General features: G+C 67.2%; 15 protein-coding genes. 14 read left to right on the top strand and 1 reads right to left on the bottom strand.

Translation table 11 applies throughout. The annotated features are described in order from the left end of the window. The first annotated feature begins 96 nt into the window (after nucleotides 1-96). From H3309_RS15710 to H3309_RS15675, 8 genes are all read left to right on the top strand, one after another. Entirely contained in the window at nucleotides 97-1,497 is a 1,401-nt protein-coding gene (locus H3309_RS15710) for a M20/M25/M40 family metallo-hydrolase (protein ID WP_182295897.1), read from the top strand. Next, nucleotides 1,494-2,774 carry a dipeptidase gene (locus H3309_RS15705; RefSeq protein WP_182295895.1) on the top strand — a complete coding sequence of 427 codons (1,281 nt, stop codon included), beginning with the start codon at nucleotides 1,494-1,496 and terminating at the stop codon, nucleotides 2,772-2,774. Before H3309_RS15710 ends, H3309_RS15705 begins: the two co-directional genes overlap by 4 nt. Before the next feature lie 87 nt (nucleotides 2,775-2,861). After that, the gene (locus tag H3309_RS15700) at nucleotides 2,862-3,125 is read left to right on the top strand and encodes a DUF6489 family protein (protein ID WP_182295893.1); all 264 of its coding nucleotides are present in this window, start codon (nucleotides 2,862-2,864) and stop codon (nucleotides 3,123-3,125) included. Beyond that, nucleotides 3,126-4,418, top strand: coding sequence for a tRNA uridine-5-carboxymethylaminomethyl(34) synthesis GTPase MnmE (gene mnmE / locus H3309_RS15695; RefSeq protein WP_182295892.1), 1,293 nt, complete (start codon nucleotides 3,126-3,128; stop codon nucleotides 4,416-4,418). It abuts the gene before it with no gap. Between the two features lie 98 nt (nucleotides 4,419-4,516). Beyond that, on the top strand, nucleotides 4,517-6,373 hold the full coding sequence (gene mnmG, locus H3309_RS15690; protein ID WP_182295890.1) for a tRNA uridine-5-carboxymethylaminomethyl(34) synthesis enzyme MnmG: 1,857 nt from the start codon (nucleotides 4,517-4,519) through the stop codon (nucleotides 6,371-6,373). Next, nucleotides 6,370-6,984, top strand: a complete 615-nt coding sequence (gene rsmG, locus H3309_RS15685) for a 16S rRNA (guanine(527)-N(7))-methyltransferase RsmG (RefSeq protein WP_182295888.1) — start codon at nucleotides 6,370-6,372, stop codon at nucleotides 6,982-6,984. The genes mnmG and rsmG overlap by 4 nt, the downstream gene beginning before the upstream one ends. Next, on the top strand, nucleotides 6,984-7,754 hold the full coding sequence (locus H3309_RS15680) for a ParA family protein (RefSeq protein WP_317983330.1): 771 nt from the start codon (nucleotides 6,984-6,986) through the stop codon (nucleotides 7,752-7,754). Before rsmG ends, H3309_RS15680 begins: the two co-directional genes overlap by 1 nt. A 10-nt stretch (nucleotides 7,755-7,764) precedes the next feature. Beyond that, nucleotides 7,765-8,625, top strand: coding sequence for a ParB/RepB/Spo0J family partition protein (locus H3309_RS15675; RefSeq protein ID WP_182295884.1), 861 nt, complete (start codon nucleotides 7,765-7,767; stop codon nucleotides 8,623-8,625). Between the two features lie 3 nt (nucleotides 8,626-8,628). On the opposite strand, the gene H3309_RS15670 is transcribed toward H3309_RS15675, so the two are convergent. Continuing rightward, nucleotides 8,629-10,176, bottom strand: coding sequence for an acyl-CoA carboxylase subunit beta (locus H3309_RS15670; protein WP_182295882.1), 1,548 nt, complete (start codon nucleotides 10,174-10,176; stop codon nucleotides 8,629-8,631). 60 nt (nucleotides 10,177-10,236) lie between these two features. Between H3309_RS15670 and H3309_RS15665 the strand changes: the two genes are divergently transcribed. From H3309_RS15665 to acnA, 6 genes are all read left to right on the top strand, one after another. Then, the gene (locus tag H3309_RS15665) at nucleotides 10,237-10,620 is read left to right on the top strand and encodes a YbaN family protein (RefSeq protein WP_207791527.1); all 384 of its coding nucleotides are present in this window, start codon (nucleotides 10,237-10,239) and stop codon (nucleotides 10,618-10,620) included. A 10-nt stretch (nucleotides 10,621-10,630) separates the two neighbouring features. Then, nucleotides 10,631-11,800 (top strand): FG-GAP repeat domain-containing protein, encoded by a 1,170-nt coding sequence (locus tag H3309_RS15660; protein WP_182295878.1) that lies wholly within the window; start codon nucleotides 10,631-10,633, stop codon nucleotides 11,798-11,800. A 45-nt stretch (nucleotides 11,801-11,845) separates the two neighbouring features. Next, complete coding sequence (locus H3309_RS15655; protein WP_182295876.1) at nucleotides 11,846-12,130, top strand: type II toxin-antitoxin system TacA family antitoxin; 285 nt, start codon at nucleotides 11,846-11,848, stop codon at nucleotides 12,128-12,130. 112 nt (nucleotides 12,131-12,242) lie between these two features. Further along, the gene (locus H3309_RS15650) at nucleotides 12,243-12,761 is read left to right on the top strand and encodes a GNAT family N-acetyltransferase (RefSeq protein ID WP_182295874.1); all 519 of its coding nucleotides are present in this window, start codon (nucleotides 12,243-12,245) and stop codon (nucleotides 12,759-12,761) included. A 20-nt stretch (nucleotides 12,762-12,781) separates the two neighbouring features. Then, nucleotides 12,782-15,679, top strand: a complete 2,898-nt coding sequence (gene uvrA / locus H3309_RS15645; protein WP_182295872.1) for an excinuclease ABC subunit UvrA — start codon at nucleotides 12,782-12,784, stop codon at nucleotides 15,677-15,679. 87 nt (nucleotides 15,680-15,766) lie between these two features. Continuing rightward, nucleotides 15,767-18,451: an aconitate hydratase AcnA gene (gene acnA, locus H3309_RS15640; protein ID WP_182295870.1), complete on the top strand. Its 2,685-nt coding sequence runs from the start codon at nucleotides 15,767-15,769 to the stop codon at nucleotides 18,449-18,451. Nucleotides 18,452-18,492 lie beyond the last annotated feature (41 nt).

Below are 18,492 nucleotides of genomic sequence, written 5' to 3'. Positions count from 1 at the left end.
TCGCGCCGCTTTTTTCGTCGCATCGCTTTTTGCCAAAAACCGGTATCCACTTTTCGGCGCGATGCGTTAACCTGCCCCCCATTCAGGGAGAAAACCATGCGCGCCATCCTCGCCGCCGGCATTGCCGCCATCCTCGCCATCCCGGCCCTGGCGCAGGATCGTGCCGGCGAACCCGCCTTCCGCGCGCTCTACAAGGAACTCGTTGAAACCAACACCACGCTGTCCGCCGGTGACTGCACCAAAGCCGCCACCCAGGTCGCCGCCCGGCTAAAGGCCGCCGGCTTCGCCGACAGCGACCTGACGATCTTCAGCGTGCCGGAAAAACCCAAGGAAGGCGGCCTCGTCGCCATTTTCCCCGGCACCAGCAAGACCCTCAAGCCCATCCTTCTCCTCGCCCATATCGACGTCGTGGAGGCGAAGCGCGAGGACTGGACCCGCGACCCCTTCACCCTGATCGAGGAAGGCGGCTATTTCTACGCCCGCGGCGTGGCGGACGACAAGGCGATGGCCGCCATCTTCGCCGACAGCCTCATTCGCTGGAAAAGCGCGAAATCCCGCTTCAAACGCACCCTCAAACTGGCGCTCACCTGCGGCGAGGAAACCAACAACGCCTTCAACGGCGCCGAATGGCTGAGCACGAACCGCCGCCAGCTGATCGACGCGCAATATGCCCTGAACGAGGGTGGCGGCGGCCGCCTCAAGGCCGACGGCACGCCCCTCCTCCTCGCCCTCCAGGTCGGCGAAAAGGCCAGCACCAACTACACGCTCGAAGTCACCAACCCCGGCGGCCACAGCTCGATGCCGCGCGCCGACAATGCCATCTACACGCTCGCCCGCGCCGTCGAAAAGGTCGAGGCCTTCCACTTCCCCACCAGCCTCAACGACACCACCCGCGCCCAGATGGCGCGCCTCGCGCCCGTGATCGGCGGCCCCGCCGGCGATGCCATGCGCACCATCCTCGCCACGCCCGACGATCCCGCCGCCAACGCCCTGCTGCGCCGCGACCCGCTCATCAACTCGACGCTGCGCACCACCTGCGTCGCCACCCTGCTGAACGCCGGCCACGCCGAAAACGCCCTGCCACAAAGGGCTCGCGCCAACATCAACTGCCGCATCTTCCCCGGCCAGACCATCGAACAGACGCAGGCGACGCTGGCGAAGCTGATCGACGACCCGCTGGTCACCATCACGCCGCGCGGCGCCCGCGGCCCCATCGCCCAGCCCCCGGCGCTCGACCCCCGAATCGTCGGCCCGATGGAGGCGCTCGCCCAAAAAATGTTCCCCGGCGTCGCCTTCGTCCCCATCGTCTCTACGGGCGCCACCGACGCCATCTTCCTTGCCGCCGCCGGCATCCCCACCTACGGTGTTCCCGGCATCCTGTTCGACCAGGACGGCGGCGGCGTCCACGGCCTCAATGAGCGCATCCGTGTCAAGTCCGTCCTCGACGGCCGCGACTATCTCCACACCCTCGTCGCCACCCTGGCCGACAGCCAATGAAACCCCTCCTCCTCGCCCTCCTCCTTGCGGCCGCATCGCCCGCACTCCCCGCCCCTTCAGGGGAGGGGCCGGGGGTGGGGGAGTCACCCCAGACAGCCACCCGCATCGCCCGCCTGCTCCGCACCACCCCCCTCATCGACGGCCACAACGACTGGCCCTGGGCGCTGCGCAAGGCCCATGGCGATGCCCGCTACACCCAGGACCTGACGGCCGACAGCCGCGCGCTGCCACAACCGCGCCACACCGACATCCCGCGGCTGCGCGCCGGCGGCGTCGGCGCGCAGTTCTGGAGCGTCTGGATCCCCGCCGACATCACCGGGCCGGCGGCGGTCAAGCTCACCGCCGAACAGATCGACCTCGTTCACGCCATGGTGCGACGTTATCCGAAGGACCTCGAACTCGCCCGCACCGCCGACGACATCGTGCGCATCCACCGCGCCGGCCGGGTCGCCAGCCTGATCGGCATCGAAGGCGGCCACCAGATCGACAACAGCCTCGGCGTCCTGCGGCAATTCTTCGACGCCGGCGCGCGTTACATGACGCTCACCCACACCGCCACCATCGACTGGGCGGACAGTTCGAACGACACCCCGCGCCACAACGGCCTCGCCCCCTTCGGCAAAAGCGTCGTCGCCGAGATGAACCGGCTCGGCATGCTGATCGACATCAGCCATGTCAGCCCGAAGGTGATGGCCGACGTGCTGGACATCAGCAAGACGCCGGTGATCTTCAGCCACAGCAGCGTCCGCGCGCTCTGCGACCATCCCCGCAACGTGCCCGACGACATCCTCGCCCGCCTGCCGGCCAACGGCGGCGTCATCATGATCACCTTCGTGCCGCAGTTCCTCAGCCAGGCGCGCATGGACTGGGGCGCCGCGCGCGAGGCCGAAGCCGCCCGGGCGAAATCCCGCTTCCTCGGCCAGCCCGACCGCATCAAGGCCGCGACCGACGCCTGGGACGCCGCCAACCCGCGCCCCGTCACCACGCTCGCCGAGGTCGCCAACCACATCGAGCATGCCGCGAAGGTCGCCGGCCACGATCATGTCGGCCTCGGTGGCGACTATGACGGCATCGACATCACCCCCGTCGGCCTCGAGGGCGTCGACCGCTACCCCGCGCTTCTCGCCGAGCTCGCCCGCCGCGGCTGGAGCGACGCGAACCTGCGCAAGCTCGCCGGTGAGAATCTGCTGCGCGTGATGCGCGCCAACGAAGCCCATGCCCGCGGCCAGAAGGACGCGCCCCTCACCACGGCAACCCTCGTCCCGACCGCCAAATGAGCAGTCAAAACATTGAAAACAAACACATTTTGTTTCGGATGATGGAACAGGATATACTCGTTGCATGAACTTGGGGATTGGCGCGCCATGAAGATCACCTTCGACATCGATTGCACCCCGGCCGAAGCCCGCGCCTTCCTGGGCCTGCCAGACGTCACGCCACTGCATGACGCCTGGCTGGCCCGTGCCCAGGCGCTGATGACCGAGGGCATCACGCCGGCCGACATCGACCGCATGACCCGCGCTTGGACCGGCGGCCTCCCCGGCATGTCCGAAGGCCTTGAAAAGATGCAGCAACTCTTCTGGTCAGCGGCAGGCATGGGCAAGAAAGACGGGGGCAAGAAGGACTGAATGTCCACCATCTTCGCGCTGGGCAGCGGCACCCCGCCCGCCGGCGTCGCCCTCATCCGGCTCAGCGGCCCGGCAGCCGGCCCGACCCTCAAAGCGCTGACCAACCGTCCCTTGCCCGCTCCCCGTCACACCAGCCTCCGCCGCCTGCACGACCCCCGCACCGGGACCCTGCTCGACACCGCGCTCACGCTCTGGTTCCCGGCCCCGGCCAGCTTCACCGGCGAAGACTGCGTCGAACTTCATCTTCATGGCAGCCCGGCCGTTGTCGCCGGTGTCCTCGATGCCCTGTCGGCGATGCCGGGCCTCCATCCCGCCGAAGCCGGCGAATTCACCCGTCGTGCCTTCCTCAACGGCCGCATCGACCTCACCCAGGCCGAAGCCCTCTCGGACTTGATCGTCGCCGAGACCGCCGCGCAGCGCGACCAGGCATTGACCAACGCCAGCGGCCGCCTGCGTGCCAAGGCCGAGAGCTGGCGCCATCACCTCCTCACCCTCCTCGCCGACGCGGAAGCCGATCTCGACTTCGCTGAGGAGGAAGCCGATGTCGCTGCGGGGCTTGCCACGGTCCGGCATCGCGTCGCGCCGCTGCTGGCTGAACTCGACTCGGCCCTTGCCAGCGCCGACAGCGGCGCTCGTGTCCGCGACGGCCTGACCATCGCCGTCATCGGTCCCCCCAATGCCGGCAAGTCCAGCCTCGTCAACGCGCTCGCGGCGCGCGATGTCGCCATTGTCACGCCCCACGCCGGAACGACGCGGGACATCATCGAAGTCCCCCTCAACCTCGGTGGCGTCCCGGCCATCGTGCTCGACACCGCCGGGTTGCGCGACAGCACGGACCCGGTCGAGGCCGAAGGCATCGCCCGCGCCCGCGCCCGCGCCGCCTCCGCTGATTTGATCCTGTTGCTGGGCGAAGAGTCGATCGATGTCCCCGGTTCCGTGCTGAAGATTCGCAACAAGATCGATCTGAGCGAAGAGAGGCCGGGCGACCACGGCAGCCATGTGGCGCTCTCGGCGACGACCGGTGCCGGGCTGGATTCGCTGCTCGACAGGCTGATTGCCTGGGCACGCGCGCAGATGCCGCCGGGCGAGCCGGCGCTTGTTACCCATGCGCGACATGTCCACTGGCTGTCCACGGCGCGGGAGGATTTGCGTGCCGCTCAGCGACAGCCGGATCCCGTCCTGCGCGCCGAGTCCCTGCGCTTGGCCGTGCGCGCCTTGGGGCGCCTGACCGGAGCAGTCGATGCCGAGGCGGTGCTCGACCAGATTTTCAGCCGCTTCTGCATCGGCAAATGACTGTTCCACGTGGAACAATGAGACCGATGTTCCACGTGGAACATGGATGGCGGACAGACAGCTTTGACCGAATCGCCTGGGTGAATTAGGGCGGGCCGATGAAATGCGATGTCATCATCATCGGCGGCGGCCATGCGGGGACGGAGGCGGCGGCCGCCGCGGCCCGGCTGGGCGCGCATGTGATCCTGGTGACGCTTCGCGCCGACAATATCGGTCAGATGAGCTGCAATCCCGCCATCGGCGGGCTGGGCAAGGGGCATTTGGTTCGGGAGATCGACGCGCTCGATGGCATCATGGGGCGCGCGGCTGATGCTTCCGCGATCCAGTTCCGACTGCTGAACCGCAGCCGAGGCCCGGCGGTGCAGGGCCCGCGCAGTCAGGCCGACCGCAAGCATTTCGCCGCCGCGACACGCGCCCTGCTTCGCGAGCAGGGACGGATCGACATCGTCGAAGCCGAAGTGCTGGCGCTGAGCCATGCCGGGCAGCGCGTTGTGGGCATAGAGACCAGTGTCGGCGCGATGTCGGCCGCCGCTGTTGTCCTTACCACGGGAACCTTTCTTGGCGGCATCATGCACCGTGGCGAATCGCAGAAGATCGGCGGTCGTGTTGGTGAGGGCGGCGCGCATCGACTTGCCCAACAGCTGCGCGCGCTGAACCTTCCGATGGGCCGTCTGAAAACCGGCACACCGCCGCGTCTCGATGGCCGCACCATCGACTGGAGCGGCCTGGAGGAACAGCCGGGCGACAGCCAGCCGAGCTTCTTCTCCAGCTTCACCACCGCTGCCGCGCTGCCGCAGCTGTCCTGTTTCATCACGCGCACCAACGCCGCCACGCATGCCATCATCCGGCAGAACATCCATCGCGCGCCGATGTATGCCGGCCGAATCGATGGCGTCGGGCCGCGTTACTGCCCATCCGTCGAAGACAAGGTCATGCGCTTCGGCGACCGCGACGGCCACCAGATCTTCCTGGAGCCCGAAGGCGTCGATGATCCGCTGGTCTATCCCAACGGCATTTCAACCAGCCTGCCCGTGGATGTTCAGTTGGCGATGCTCCGGACCATCGCCGGCCTCGAACGGGTGGAGATTGTCGAACCGGGCTATGCGGTCGAATATGACCATATCGACCCGCGTGCGCTCGACAGCAGCCTGCAACTGCGGGCGATGCCGGGGCTGTGGCTGGCGGGGCAGATCAACGGCACGACCGGTTATGAGGAAGCCGCCGCGCAAGGTCTGGTCGCCGGAACGAACGCCGCGCGCGCCGCGTCCGGCTTGGGGCCGCTGCCGCTCGATCGCGCCAGCAGCTATCTCGCGGTGATGATCGACGATCTGACCACACAGGGCGTCAGCGAGCCCTATCGCATGTTCACCTCCCGCGCCGAATATCGCCTGCGACTTCGCGCGGACAATGCCGACGCCCGACTCACACCGTTGGGCCTGTCAATGGGCCTGGTCGGTGCCCGTCGGGCAGCGCAATGGGCGGATACCCAGGCGGCGCTGAAGGGCGCGGAAACGCTGTCACGCGAGACGATTCTTAATCCCGCCGCGCTCATCGACAACGGCGCCGAAATCCGCAACGATGGTCAGCAACGAAGCGCTTGGGACTGGCTGCGCTTTCCCACCGTCGATTGGGCACTGCTTGGCCGGGCCGATCCGCGTTTCGCGGCCATTCCCGCTGCCATCGCGGACCGCATCGCAACCGATGCGCGCTATGTCGTCTATCTCAGCCGACAGGAATCGGACGTTGCCGCCCTGCATCGGGATGAGACGCTGCGACTGCCACGGGACATGGACTTTGCGCGCGTCGCGGGCCTGTCCACCGAGATGATCGAGCGTCTGGGCCGGGCGGCACCGGCCACGATCGGGCAGGCATCCCGAGTGAACGGCGTCACGCCTGCCGCCATCACCGCCCTCATCGCCTGGCTGCGCCGCAATGCGCTGGCCGAGGCGGCGTGACACCGGAGGCGTTTGCGGACCGGTTCAATGTTCCACGTGGAACATTGGATCGGCTGCACCGCTACGCCGCCCTGCTCGTCGAGTGGCAAGGGCGCATGAACCTGGTCGCACCATCGACCTTGCCGGCCATTTGGCATCGCCATTTCGCCGATTCAGCGCAGTTGGCAGCGCTGACGCCGGCGGGCCAGCATTGGGTGGACATGGGGGCTGGCGGCGGTTTTCCTTCGCTGGTGCTGGCCGCGATGGATCATGGCAGCCGCTTCGATCTGATCGAATCGGTTGGCAAGAAATGCGATTTTCTGGCCGCAGCCGTTGCCGAGATGGGATTGACCCATGTGCAGGTCCATTGCGCCCGTGTCGAAGCCCTGGCGCCGATGCGGCCGGACATCCTGACCGCCCGCGCATGCGCGCCGGTGGAACGCCTGTTCGATTGGGGTTTGTCGCACGCCCGGCCCGATACGCGCTGGGTGCTGCCCAAGGGCGTCCGCCATGCGGCCGAAATATCCGATGCGCAGCGCCGCTATCGCTTTGACGTGACCCTTGCGCCGAGTATGACGGAGCCGGAGGCGCGAATCCTTCTCGCCACCGATGTCAGACGAAAGACGGGTTGATGCGGCGCGTTGCCATCGCCAACCAGAAGGGGGGGGTCGGAAAGACGACCACCGCGGTCAACCTGGCCACCGCCCTGGCTGCCAGCGGGGCTTCGACTTTGCTGATCGACCTTGACCCGCAGGGCAATGCGTCAACCGGCGTGGGCATCGCGCGCGATCAGCGTTCACCCTCCAGCTACGAGCTTCTGACAGGCACCGCCACGCTCGCGGACGCCTCGCGGCCCGCCCTGGTTCCAGGACTGTCGGTGGTGCCGGCCCATGAGCAGCTTTCAGGCGCCGAGGTCGAGCTGGTGGAGGTGCCGCGCCGCACCGAACGGCTGAAGGCGGTGCTGGCCGATGCGGTCCTGCCCGATTGGGTACTGATCGATTGTCCGCCGTCGCTGGGCCTGTTGACGCTGAATGCGCTGATGGCGGTCGATTCGGTGCTGATCCCATTGCAGGCGGAATATTATGCGCTGGAAGGGTTGACGCAACTCCTTCAAACCATTGAACAAGTTCGGTCACGCGGGAATCCGCGGCTGGCCCTGCTGGGCGTGTTGATGACCATGGTGGACCGGCGCAACAGCCTGTCGGGCCAGGTCGAGGCGGACGTGCGCGCGGCGTTGGGGAGCCAGGTGTTGCGCACGGTGATCCCGCGCAATGTGCGCCTGTCGGAGGCGCCGAGCCACGGGCTGCCGGCGTTGCTCTATGACCTGCGCTGTCCGGGGTCGGAGGCCTATCTGGCCCTGGCGCGTGAAATCATCGGTGCGCCGGCGGCGCGGGCGGCATGAAAGGGTGACGATGACGGAAGCTGCGGCGAAACGGGGTCTGGGGCGCGGGCTTTCGGCCCTGCTGGACGAGATGGGCGCGCCGGCGAAGCCGAAGAGCGGCGATACGTTGATGCTGCCGATCGCGATGATCGCGCCCAATCCGGACCAGCCGAGGCGGCATTTCGATCCCGCGGCGCTGGAAGAGCTGGCGAGTTCGATCCGCAACATGGGGTTGTTGCAGCCGATCGTGGTGACGGCGGAGCGCGAGGGGCGCCATATCATCGTCGCCGGGGAGCGGCGCTGGCGCGCGGCCCGGATGGCGGGACGGCATGACATTCCGGTCATCATCCACGATGTGGACGGGGAATCGATCCTGGAAGCGGCGCTGGTGGAGAATATCCAGCGCGCCGAGTTGAACCCGATGGAGGAAGCGCAGGCCTATCGCCAGCTGATGTACCGGCACCAGGTGGACCATGAGCTGATGGCGAAGCGGGTCGGCAAATCCCGCAGTCATATCAGCAACATGGTTCGGCTGGTCTATCTGCCGGAGGAGGTGCAGGCGATGGTGGCCGACGGCCGGCTGAGCCTGGGCCATGCCAAGGTGCTCGCCGGGGTGGAAGAGCCGCTGGCGCTGGCGCGGCGGGTGGTGGAACAGGCGCTGACGGTACGCCAGCTGGAGGCGCTGGTGCGGGCGAAGGGCATGGCGAAGCCCCGCAAGGCGAAGCCGGCGCGCGACGCGGATATCGAGGCGCTGGAGCGGAACATCGCCGATTCGACCGGCCTGAAGACGCGGATCGAGGCGAAGGATGGCGCCGGGCAGGTGACGCTGAGTTTCAGCAGTCTCGACCAGCTCGACCTGATCGTCGCGCGGCTGGGGTCGGGCAGTTTTTGATGGTCAGGGTCGCCAGCCGCCGGGGCGTTTGCCCGGCGTCAGGCGGCGCTGTGCGAGCGTGGCGAAACGGCAGAGTTCGGCGCGGGTGTCACGCGGGTCGATGATGCTTTCGACGCCGAAATGCTCGGCGGTGCGGAACGGCGAGCGCACGGCGTCGAGCTGCGCCTTGATGGCGGCGAGGGTGGCGGCGGGATCTTCGGCGGCCTCCAGCTCGGCGCGATAGGCGGCTTCCAGTCCGCCGGCGATGGGCAGGCTGCCCCAGTCGCCGCTGGGCCAGGCCATGCGCCAGCGGAAGCGGTCGGCCGGGCCATGGCCGCTGCCGGCCATGCCATAGGCCTTGCGCAGGATGACGCTGCACCAGGGGGTGGTGGCCTGATAGATCGCCATCAGCGCGCGGCTGCCCCAGCGGATGGTCGCCTCCTCCTCCGCCTTTCGCCCGATCATGAAGCCGGGATTGTCGACCAGGTGCACCACCGGCAGGTGGAAGGTGTCGGCGAGGTCGACGAAGCGTTCCACTTTGCGCGCGGTCGCCGCCGTCCAGAGCCCGCCGAGCGCCATCGGATCGGAGGCGAGGATGGCGACCGGCCAGCCGTCCAGCCGGGCGAAGGCCGTGACGATGGCGGTGCCCCATTCGCGGCCGATCTCGAACAGGCTGCCGTGATCGACGATGGCGTCCAGGATGGGGCGGATGGCGTAGAGCTTGCGGCCATCGCGGGGGATGGCGGACAGCAGGGATTCGGCGCGGCGACGCGGATCGTCGGCGGGATTGCTGCGCGCAGCAATTTCGTAAACGCTTGAGGGCAAATAGGAAAGAAAACGGCGCAGCGCGGCGAAGGCGTCCCCTTCGGTGGCCACCCGCAGGTCGATGGCGCCATTTGCTGCATGGATTGCTGCACCCCCCAGCTCCTCCTTGCTGCGCTTTTCGCCCGCAGCAAGAACCACCGGTGGGCCGGCGACGAACATCTGTGACAGGCCATCGACCAGCACGCTGAAATGCGCCATCACCTGCCGGCCGGCGCCCAGCCCGGCGACCGGGCCGAGGCCCAGCGCGACGACGGGCACGGTCGCCAGATTGTCGATCATCACCTCCCAGCCCGGCAGTTCGGGAATGTAGGTGTAACCGGAGGAGGCCAGCGTCTTGACCGAACCGCCGCCGCCGGTGCCCTCGATCATGCGGATCAGCGGCAGGCGATATTCGTTCGCCAGCCGTTCGGCCTCGGTCAGCTTGCGGTGGAGCGCGGCGTCGGCGGCGGCGCCGCGGACGGTGAAATCGTCGGCGGTCAGCACGACCGGGCGCTGGTCCAGCGTGGCGCGGCCATAGAGGAAGTTGGCCGGCTGGAAGGCGGTCAGGCTGCCGTCCGGGGCATAGCTGCCGAAGCCGGCGAGTTCGCCCAGTTCATGGAAGCTGCCGGGATCGGCGAGCGCGGCGATGCGGGCGCGGGCATCCAGGCGGCCGGCGTCGGCCTGCCGTTTCAGCTTGTCGGGCCCGCCCATGGCATGGGCGAGTTGGCGGCGGCGGTTGAGTTCGTCGATTTCGGGTTGCCAGCTCATGGCATGAGGTTAGCGCGATTGCGGCGATGTGCTAGAGGCGGAGCGCATGAGCAGAACCGCGTGACACGCCCCTTGTGGATTGCCTTTGGTCTGACCGCGCTGTCGTTGGGGGCGATCGGCGTGGTGCTGCCCTTGCTGCCGACCACGCCTTTCCTGCTGCTGGCTGCGTTCGCCTTCGCGCGTTCATCTCCGCGCTTGCATAGCTGGCTGCTGGGGCACCGGCTGTTCGGGCCGTTCATCGAGAATTGGCACCGGCATGGGGCGATCTCTCGGCGGGTGAAGATCGTGTCGGCGCTGTCGATGGCAGCGGTGTTCGGCGTGTCGCTGGCGCTGGGGGTGTCGGGCTGGGTGCTGGCGGTGCAGGCGCTGGCGCTGGGGGCGAGCGCGCTGTTCGTACTGACGCGGCCGGAGGGGCCGGCGGTGTCGGATCGGGATGCGGGATAGGGAGGTGAAGATGCGGCGATGGGCGTGTGCGATGGCGATGCTGCTGACCGGCGCGGCGATGCCGGTGCCGAATTTCATCGATGCCTCGGCGGGGTTGCCGGTGAAACCGGGGCAGGGCCATTCGATGAACGTGGTGGTGGCCGATGTCGATGGCGACCGCATCGACGATCTGGTGATCGCGATGGAGCGCGACCCGAACCGGCTGTTGCTGGGCGATGGCAAGGGCGGGTTTCGCGATGCCAGCGACCGGCTGCCCCGGGCGGCGCGCGACAGCGAGGAGAGCGCGGTTGCCGACCTGGATGGCGACGGCGACCTGGATATCGCGGTGGCGAACGAGGATGACCTGCTGCCGGAGCTGTATCTGAACGATGGCAGGGGCCGTTTCACCGACGCCAGCGAGCGCATCCGGCACCGGGTGAAGGCGAATGCGGTGACGGCGTTCGATGCCGATGGCGACAAGCGGCCCGACCTGTTCTTTGGCGGTGACAAGGTGTCCAGCCTGTGGATGGGGATGGGCAAGGGACGCTTCCGGGATGAAAGCGTGGCGCGGCTGCCGGCGACCTATGGCGGCACGCAGGATGTGAGCGCGGGCGATCTGGATGGCGATGGCGACCCGGACCTGGTGCTGGGGAATGAGGACCGGAACCAGATCTATCTGAACGACGGCAGGGGCCTGTTCGCGTTGGCGCCGGCGGAGGTGCTGCCGCGGCCGGCGGCGGGGCCGGAGGAGACGCGCGATGCGCTGCTGTTCGATGCCGACGGCGATGGCGACGCGGACCTGTTTTTCGCCAATACGAAGCTGTGGAACCCGAATGCGGTGGCGCAGAACCGGCTGCTGCTGAACGATGGCAAGGGCCGGTTCGTGGATGCGACCGACCGGCTGCCGCAGCGGCGGGAGAACAGCATCGCCGCGCTGGCGATCGATCTGGACGGTGATGGGCGGCTCGACCTGGTGACGGTGGGGGTGGCGGCCGACCTGCGCGGCGCGGACCCGACCGGGCCGGTGCGCATCCTGCTGAACCGGGGCGCGCGGTTCGAGGATGTGAGCGAGGTTTGGCTGCCGCCGACGGCGGTGGCGCGCGGGTTCGATGTGGCGGCGGTGGATGCCAATCGTGATGGGAAGATGGACCTGTTCGTGGCAGGGCGGGGCGGGCGTGACCTGCTGCTGATCCGCCGCTAGGCAAGGCGTATTGTAATTTGCGATACGGCGGTGTATTTCAGCGCGATGGCACAGGTTGACACCCATCGAGATCATCCGCTTTCGTTGCGGCTGCCGCAGCGGGATATTGCGATCATCGACCGGGCGGCGCGGCTGCGCGGCAGCAGCCGGACGGATTTCATGCGCGAGGCTGCGGTCCGCAGTGCGGAGGCGTTGATCATGGAATCGACCTTGCTTCGCATGAGTTCTGAAGCTTTTGCCGATTTTGTTGCCAAGCTGGAGAGCGAGGCGGTTGTGGTTCCCGAACTGGTATCCCGTTTGGCGCGGAAGGCACCTTGGGAGGATGAATGACCATTTCGTAAGTTACTTGTCGTTCCGGTTAGCTGCGGTGCAGTGATCTTGCGCTGTCAATGAAAATAGGGGTGAGCATGTGCGCGGTTCCTTTAAAGTTGGAGCCCTGAGCATGATCGTTTCTTTACCCGAACCCATCCGGCCCGACCATGACGTATCCGCTTTTTCCTGCGGCAAGCCGGCGCTGAACCGTTGGCTGCGGGAACGGGCCGTATCCAACCAACAGAAGGGCTTCACGGCGGTCATGGTTGTACAAGCGCAGGAGCGCGTGGTCGGCTTTTATGGCTTGGCGCCGACCGCGGTTGTGCCCGGCTTCTTCCCGCGCGCCATCAGGACGGGACAACCGCCGGATCCTGTGCCTTGCATTTTGCTCGGGCAGCTGGCGGTCGATCAAACCTATGCCGGCTGCGGTGTCGGCAATGGTTTGTTGAAGCATGCCCTGCAGCGCAGCATCATGGCCGCAGGATTGATCGGTGGCCGCGCCTTGATGGTGAATGCCATTGACGAAGAGGCACAGGCGTTCTGGGCATCGCGCGGATTCACGCCGACACGAGACGATCCGATGCTGCTCTATCGGTCGATTGCCGATATTGCCAAATCGCTGGCGGTGGCGGGGTTGTCCGTCCGATAGGGAACAATTAAAGAACGTTTATGCTGACTCATATTTCGGTTCGCGGTGCGCGCGAGCATAATCTGAAGGATGTGAACATCGACCTGCCGCGCGATCAGCTGATCGTGATCACGGGGCTTTCGGGCAGCGGCAAGTCCAGCCTGGCGTTCGATACCATCTATGCCGAGGGGCAGCGGCGTTATGTGGAATCACTGAGCGCCTATGCGCGGCAGTTCCTGGAGCTGATGCAGAAGCCTGATGTCGATCATATCGAGGGGCTCTCTCCGGCGATCAGCATCGAGCAGAAGACCACCAGCCGCAACCCGCGCTCCACCGTGGGGACGGTGACCGAGATCTATGATTACATGCGGCTGCTGTGGGCGCGGGTGGGGGTGCCCTATTCGCCGGCGACCGGCCTGCCGATCACGGCGCAGACGGTCAGCCAGATGGTGGACCGGGTGATGGCGTTGGCCGAGGGCACGCGCTTCATGCTGCTGGCGCCGGTGGTGCGCGGGCGGAAGGGGGAATATCGCAAGGAGCTGGCGGAGTGGAAGCGCGGCGGCTTCCAGCGGGTGCGGATCGGCGGCACGCTGTATGAGATCGAGGAGGCGCCGGCGCTCGACAAGAAATACAAGCATGACATCGATGTGGTGGTGGACCGGCTGGTGGTGCGGCCGGGGCTGGAACAGCGGCTGGCGGAGAGTTTCGAGACGGCGCTGAAGCTGGCGGACGGGCTGGCGGTGGTGGAGATGGTGGATGCGCCGGCGACGGACGGCCCCACCCCCGGCCCCTCCCCTCAGCCGCAGGCGACCGAAGGTCAACGGGAGGGGAGAATTCTGACCTTCTCCGAAAAATTCGCCTGCCCCGTCAGCGGCTTCACCCTGCCGGAGGTGGAGCCGCGGCTGTTCAGTTTCAACGCGCCGCAGGGGGCCTGCCCCAGCTGCAACGGGCTGGGGGAGAAGCTGTTTTTCGACCCCGGGCTGGTGGTGCCGAACGAGGGGTTGAGCCTGGCGGAGGGGGCGGTGGTGCCGTGGGCGAAATCGTCGCCGCCGTCGCCCTATTACATGCAGGTGCTCTCAAGCGTGGTGCGGGCGCTGGGGGGCAGCGTGGACATGCCGTTCGTGAAACTGCCGGAGGCGACGCGGACGGCGATCCTGTACGGGACGAAGGGCAAGGCGATCCCGTTGCGGTTCGAGGACGGGCGCAAGAATTATGAGGTGAACAAGGCGTTCGATGGCGTGATCGCCAATCTGGACAAGCGCTTCAAGGATACCGAGAGCGCCTGGATGCGCGAGGAGCTGGCGAAATACCAGTCGAGCGCGCCGTGCGAGACCTGCCATGGCGCGCGGCTGAAGCCCGAGGCGCTGTGCGTGAAGATCGCCGGCGAGAGCATCGCGCAGGGGGTGGACCGCAGCGTGACCGATGCCTTTGGCTGGTTCAGCGGGCTGTCCGAAAAACTGACGGCCAAGCAGAACGAGATCGCCGTTCGCATCCTGAAGGAGATCAACGAGCGGCTGGGGTTTCTGGTGAATGTCGGGCTGGGCTATCTCAGCCTGAACCGCAATTCAGGGACGCTCTCTGGTGGGGAATCGCAGCGCATCCGGCTGGCGAGCCAGATCGGGTCGGGGCTGTCGGGCGTGCTCTACGTGCTGGATGAGCCGAGCATCGGGCTGCACCAGCGCGACAATGACCGGCTGCTGCTGACGCTGCGGCGGTTGCGCGACCTGGGCAACACCGTGCTGGTGGTGGAGCATGACGAGGATGCCATCCGCACCGCCGACCATGTGGTGGACATGGGGCCGGGCGCCGGCGAGCATGGCGGCCGGGTGATCGCGCAGGGGACGCTGGCGGACATCCTGAATGCGCCGGAGAGTTTGACCGGCGATTATCTGGCGGGCCGGCGCAGCGTGCCCGTGCCGGCGGTGCGGCGGAAGGGCAATGGCCGGCGGCTGACGGTGCGGGGCGCGCGGGCGAACAACCTGCAGGGGGTGACGGCGGGCATCCCGCTGGGCACCTTCACCTGCGTGACCGGGGTGTCGGGCAGCGGCAAGAGCAGCTTCACCATCGACACGCTCTATGCCGCCGCGGCGAAGGCGCTGAACGGGGCGCGCATCGTCTCGGGCGCGCATGACGGCATCGAGGGGCTGGAGCATCTGGACAAGGTGATCGACATCGACCAATCGCCGATCGGCCGCACGCCGCGGTCGAACCCGGCGACGTATACGGGCGCGTTCACGCACATCCGCGACTGGTTCGCCGGGCTGCCGGAGAGCCTGGCGCGCGGCTACAAGCCGGGGCGGTTCAGCTTCAACGTGAAGGGCGGGCGGTGCGAGGCGTGCCAGGGCGACGGCGTGCTGAAGATCGAGATGCACTTCCTGCCCGACGTCTATGTCACCTGCGATGTCTGCCATGGGAAGCGCTACAATCGCGAGACGCTGGAGGTGAAGCACCGGGGCCACAGCATCGCCGATGTGCTGGACATGACGGTGGAGGATGCGGTCAGCCTCTTTCAGGCTGTGCCGCCGATCCGCGACCGGCTGGCGATGCTGGCGGAGGTGGGGCTGGGATACATCCGCGTGGGGCAGCAGGCGACGACGCTGAGCGGTGGCGAGGCGCAGCGGGTGAAGCTGGCGAAGGAGCTGAGCCGGCGGGCGACCGGGCAGACACTCTATATCCTGGACGAGCCGACGACGGGCCTGCATTTCGAGGATGTGCGCAAGCTGCTGGAGGTGCTGCACGCGCTGGTGGAGCAGGGCAATACGGTGGTGGTGATCGAGCATAATCTGGAGGTGATCAAGACCGCCGACTGGGTGCTGGACATGGGGCCGGAGGGCGGCAGCGGCGGCGGCATGCTGGTGGCGGAGGGCACGCCGGAGATGGTGGCGGGAGCGAGCAGGAGTTATACGGGGGGGTATCTGGCGGGGTTGCTCTGTCGCTAAGTCTATTCGGAGCCAGCCTTCTGCTTGCCCCTGTGGCGCGCTCGTCTTATGACCGCGCCTTGCCTTTTATCGATGTAAGGACCTCCGATGACCGCGCTTGGCCACGACATGCTGAACACCCGTCGGACGCTGGAGGTGGAGGGGCGGCGTTATGATTATTTCAGCCTGCAGGCGGCGCAGGGGGCGATCGGGGATGTGTCGCGCCTGCCGTTCAGCATGAAGGTGCTGCTGGAGAATCTGTTGCGGTTCGAGGATGGGGTGACGGTCAGCGTTGACGATGTGAAGGCCATTTCCAGCTGGCAGGCGACGCGGACGAGCGACCAGGAGATCCAGTACCGGCCGGCGCGGGTGCTGATGCAGGATTTCACCGGGGTGCCGGCGGTCGTCGATCTGGCGGCGATGCGCGACGCCATGGCGAAGCTGGGCGGGGACGCGCAGAAGATCAACCCGCTGGTGCCCGTCGACCTGGTGATCGACCATAGCGTGATGGTGGACGAGTTCGGCACGCCGCAGGCGTTCGGCAACAATGTGGAGTTGGAATATGCCCGCAACATCGAACGCTATGAGTTCCTGCGCTGGGGTTCGCAATCGCTGCGCAATTTCCGCGTGGTGCCGCCGGGGACGGGCATCTGCCACCAGGTGAACCTGGAATATCTGGCGCAGACGGTGTGGGTGAGCGAGGCGGCCGACGGCGCGCATATTGCCTACCCGGACACGCTGGTCGGCACCGACAGCCATACGACGATGGTGAACGGCCTGGGCGTGCTCGGCTGGGGCGTCGGCGGGATCGAGGCGGAGGCGGCGATGCTGGGCCAGCCGGTGTCCATGCTGATTCCCGAGGTGGTCGGCTTCCGCCTGCACGGTACGCTGGCCGAGGGGGTGACGGCGACCGACCTGGTGCTGACCGTGACGCAGATGCTGCGCAAGAAGGGGGTCGTGGGGCGCTTTGTGGAGTTTTTCGGGCCGGGGCTGGACGCGCTGACGCTCGCCGACCGGGCGACCATCGCCAACATGGCACCGGAATATGGCGCGACCTGCGGCTTCTTCCCGGTGGACGCCAAGACGCTCGACTATCTGCGGCTGACCGGGCGCGATGCGCACCGGATCGCGCTGGTGGAGGCCTATGCGCGGGCACAAGGCATGTGGCGCGATGCGCAGACGCCGGACCCGGTGTTCACCGACACGCTGGAGCTGGACCTGGGAAGCGTGATGCCGAGCCTGGCGGGCCCGCGCCGGCCGCAGGACCGGGTGCTGCTGGGGGATGCGGACGAGGCGTTCGAGTTGGAACTGGCGGGCGGTTACAAAAAGGCCGACGACAGCGAGCGGCGCGTGGCGGTCAGCGGCGGCGCGCATGACCTGGGGCATGGCGATGTGGTGATCGCGGCGATCACCAGCTGCACCAACACCTCCAACCCCAATGTGCTGGTGGCGGCCGGGCTGGTCGCGCGCAAGGCAAATGCGCTGGGGTTGCGGCCGAAGCCCTGGGTGAAGACCAGCTTCGCGCCGGGCAGCCAGGTGGTGACGGATTATTTCAACAAAAGTGGCCTGACGGCCGACATGGATGCGCTGGGGTTCAACCTGGTCGGCTATGGCTGCACCACCTGCATCGGCAATTCGGGGCCGCTGCCCGAACCGATCAGCGAGGCGATCAACGGCAATGACCTGGTGGCGGTGAGCGTGCTCTCCGGCAACCGCAATTTCGAAGGCCGCGTGTCGCCGGATGTGAAGGCGAACTATCTCGCCAGTCCGCCGCTGGTGGTGGCGTATGCGCTGTCCGGCACGATGCGCAGCGACATCACGCAGGCGCCGCTGGGCACGGGCAGCGATGGCCAGCCCGTTTATCTGCGCGATGTCTGGCCGACCAATGCCGAGGTGGGCGCGATGGTGGCGAGCGCGGTGACGCCGGAGATGTTCCGCGCGCGCTATGCCAATGTGTTCGACGGCGACGCGCACTGGCAGGGCATAAGGGTGACCGGCGGCGATACCTATAAATGGAACCCGTCCAGCACCTATGTGGCGAACCCGCCCTATTTCGAGGGGATGACGATGACGCCGGCGCCGGTGGTGGATGTGGTGGAGGCCGCCGCGCTGGCGGTGCTGGGGGACAGCATCACCACCGATCACATCAGCCCGGCGGGCAGCATCAAGGGCGATTCGCCGGCGGGGCGTTACCTGAGCGAGCGGCAGGTGCCGAAGAGCGAATATAACAGCTATGGCGCGCGGCGCGGCAACCATGAGGTGATGATGCGCGGCACCTTCGCCAACATCCGCATCAGGAACCAGCTGGCGCCGGGGACGGAGGGCGGCGTGACCACCTATCTGCCGACCGGCGAGGTGATGGCGATCTATGACGCGGCCATGAAGTACAAGGAATCCGGCACGCCGCTGGTGATCCTGGCGGGCAAGGAATATGGCACCGGCAGCAGCCGGGATTGGGCGGCGAAGGGCACCACCCTGCTGGGCGTGCGCGCGGTGATCGCCGAGAGTTTCGAGCGCATCCACCGGTCGAACCTGATCGGCATGGGCGTGCTGGCGTTGCAGCATCTGGAGGGCAACAGCGCCGCGAGCCTGGGGCTGACGGGCAGGGAACGCTTCACCATCCGCGGCATGGCCGAGCTGAAGCCGCGGCAGACGCTGGTGGTGGATTATGTGCGGGAGGATGGCAGCGCGGGCTCGTTCGAGACGCTGTGCCGGATCGATACCGCGAACGAGGTGGAGTATTTTTACGCCGGCGGCATCCTGCCCTATGTGCTGCGGAAGCTTGCCGCATAGGCCCTGCGACGCGGGCGCCCTTCCCCGCCTTCGTGGCCTCG

This window comes from Sandaracinobacteroides saxicola (assembly GCF_014117445.1).
In the GTDB taxonomy this organism is placed as follows: Bacteria; Pseudomonadota; Alphaproteobacteria; order Sphingomonadales; family Sphingomonadaceae; genus Sandaracinobacteroides_A; species Sandaracinobacteroides_A saxicola.
The sequence above is the reverse complement of the archived record's forward strand: the minus strand, read 5'-3'. Positions and strand labels throughout refer to the sequence as shown.

Excerpts from the sequence above, each read along its gene's own strand:
- H3309_RS15710 (WP_182295897.1), top strand. The coding sequence starts at position 97 with ATGCGCGCCATCCTCGCCGCCGGCATTGCCGCCATCCTCGCCATCCCG.
- H3309_RS15705 (WP_182295895.1), top strand. The coding sequence starts at position 1,494 with ATGAAACCCCTCCTCCTCGCCCTCCTCCTTGCGGCCGCATCGCCCGCA.
- H3309_RS15700 (WP_182295893.1), top strand. The coding sequence starts at position 2,862 with ATGAAGATCACCTTCGACATCGATTGCACCCCGGCCGAAGCCCGCGCC.
- mnmE (WP_182295892.1), top strand. The coding sequence starts at position 3,126 with ATGTCCACCATCTTCGCGCTGGGCAGCGGCACCCCGCCCGCCGGCGTC.
- mnmG (WP_182295890.1), top strand. The coding sequence starts at position 4,517 with ATGAAATGCGATGTCATCATCATCGGCGGCGGCCATGCGGGGACGGAG.
- H3309_RS15680 (WP_317983330.1), top strand. The coding sequence starts at position 6,984 with ATGCGGCGCGTTGCCATCGCCAACCAGAAGGGGGGGGTCGGAAAGACG.
- H3309_RS15675 (WP_182295884.1), top strand. The coding sequence starts at position 7,765 with ATGACGGAAGCTGCGGCGAAACGGGGTCTGGGGCGCGGGCTTTCGGCC.
- H3309_RS15670 (WP_182295882.1), bottom strand. The coding sequence starts at position 10,176 with ATGAGCTGGCAACCCGAAATCGACGAACTCAACCGCCGCCGCCAACTC.
- H3309_RS15660 (WP_182295878.1), top strand. The coding sequence starts at position 10,631 with ATGCGGCGATGGGCGTGTGCGATGGCGATGCTGCTGACCGGCGCGGCG.
- H3309_RS15655 (WP_182295876.1), top strand. The coding sequence starts at position 11,846 with ATGGCACAGGTTGACACCCATCGAGATCATCCGCTTTCGTTGCGGCTG.
- H3309_RS15650 (WP_182295874.1), top strand. The coding sequence starts at position 12,243 with ATGATCGTTTCTTTACCCGAACCCATCCGGCCCGACCATGACGTATCC.
- uvrA (WP_182295872.1), top strand. The coding sequence starts at position 12,782 with ATGCTGACTCATATTTCGGTTCGCGGTGCGCGCGAGCATAATCTGAAG.
- acnA (WP_182295870.1), top strand. The coding sequence starts at position 15,767 with ATGACCGCGCTTGGCCACGACATGCTGAACACCCGTCGGACGCTGGAG.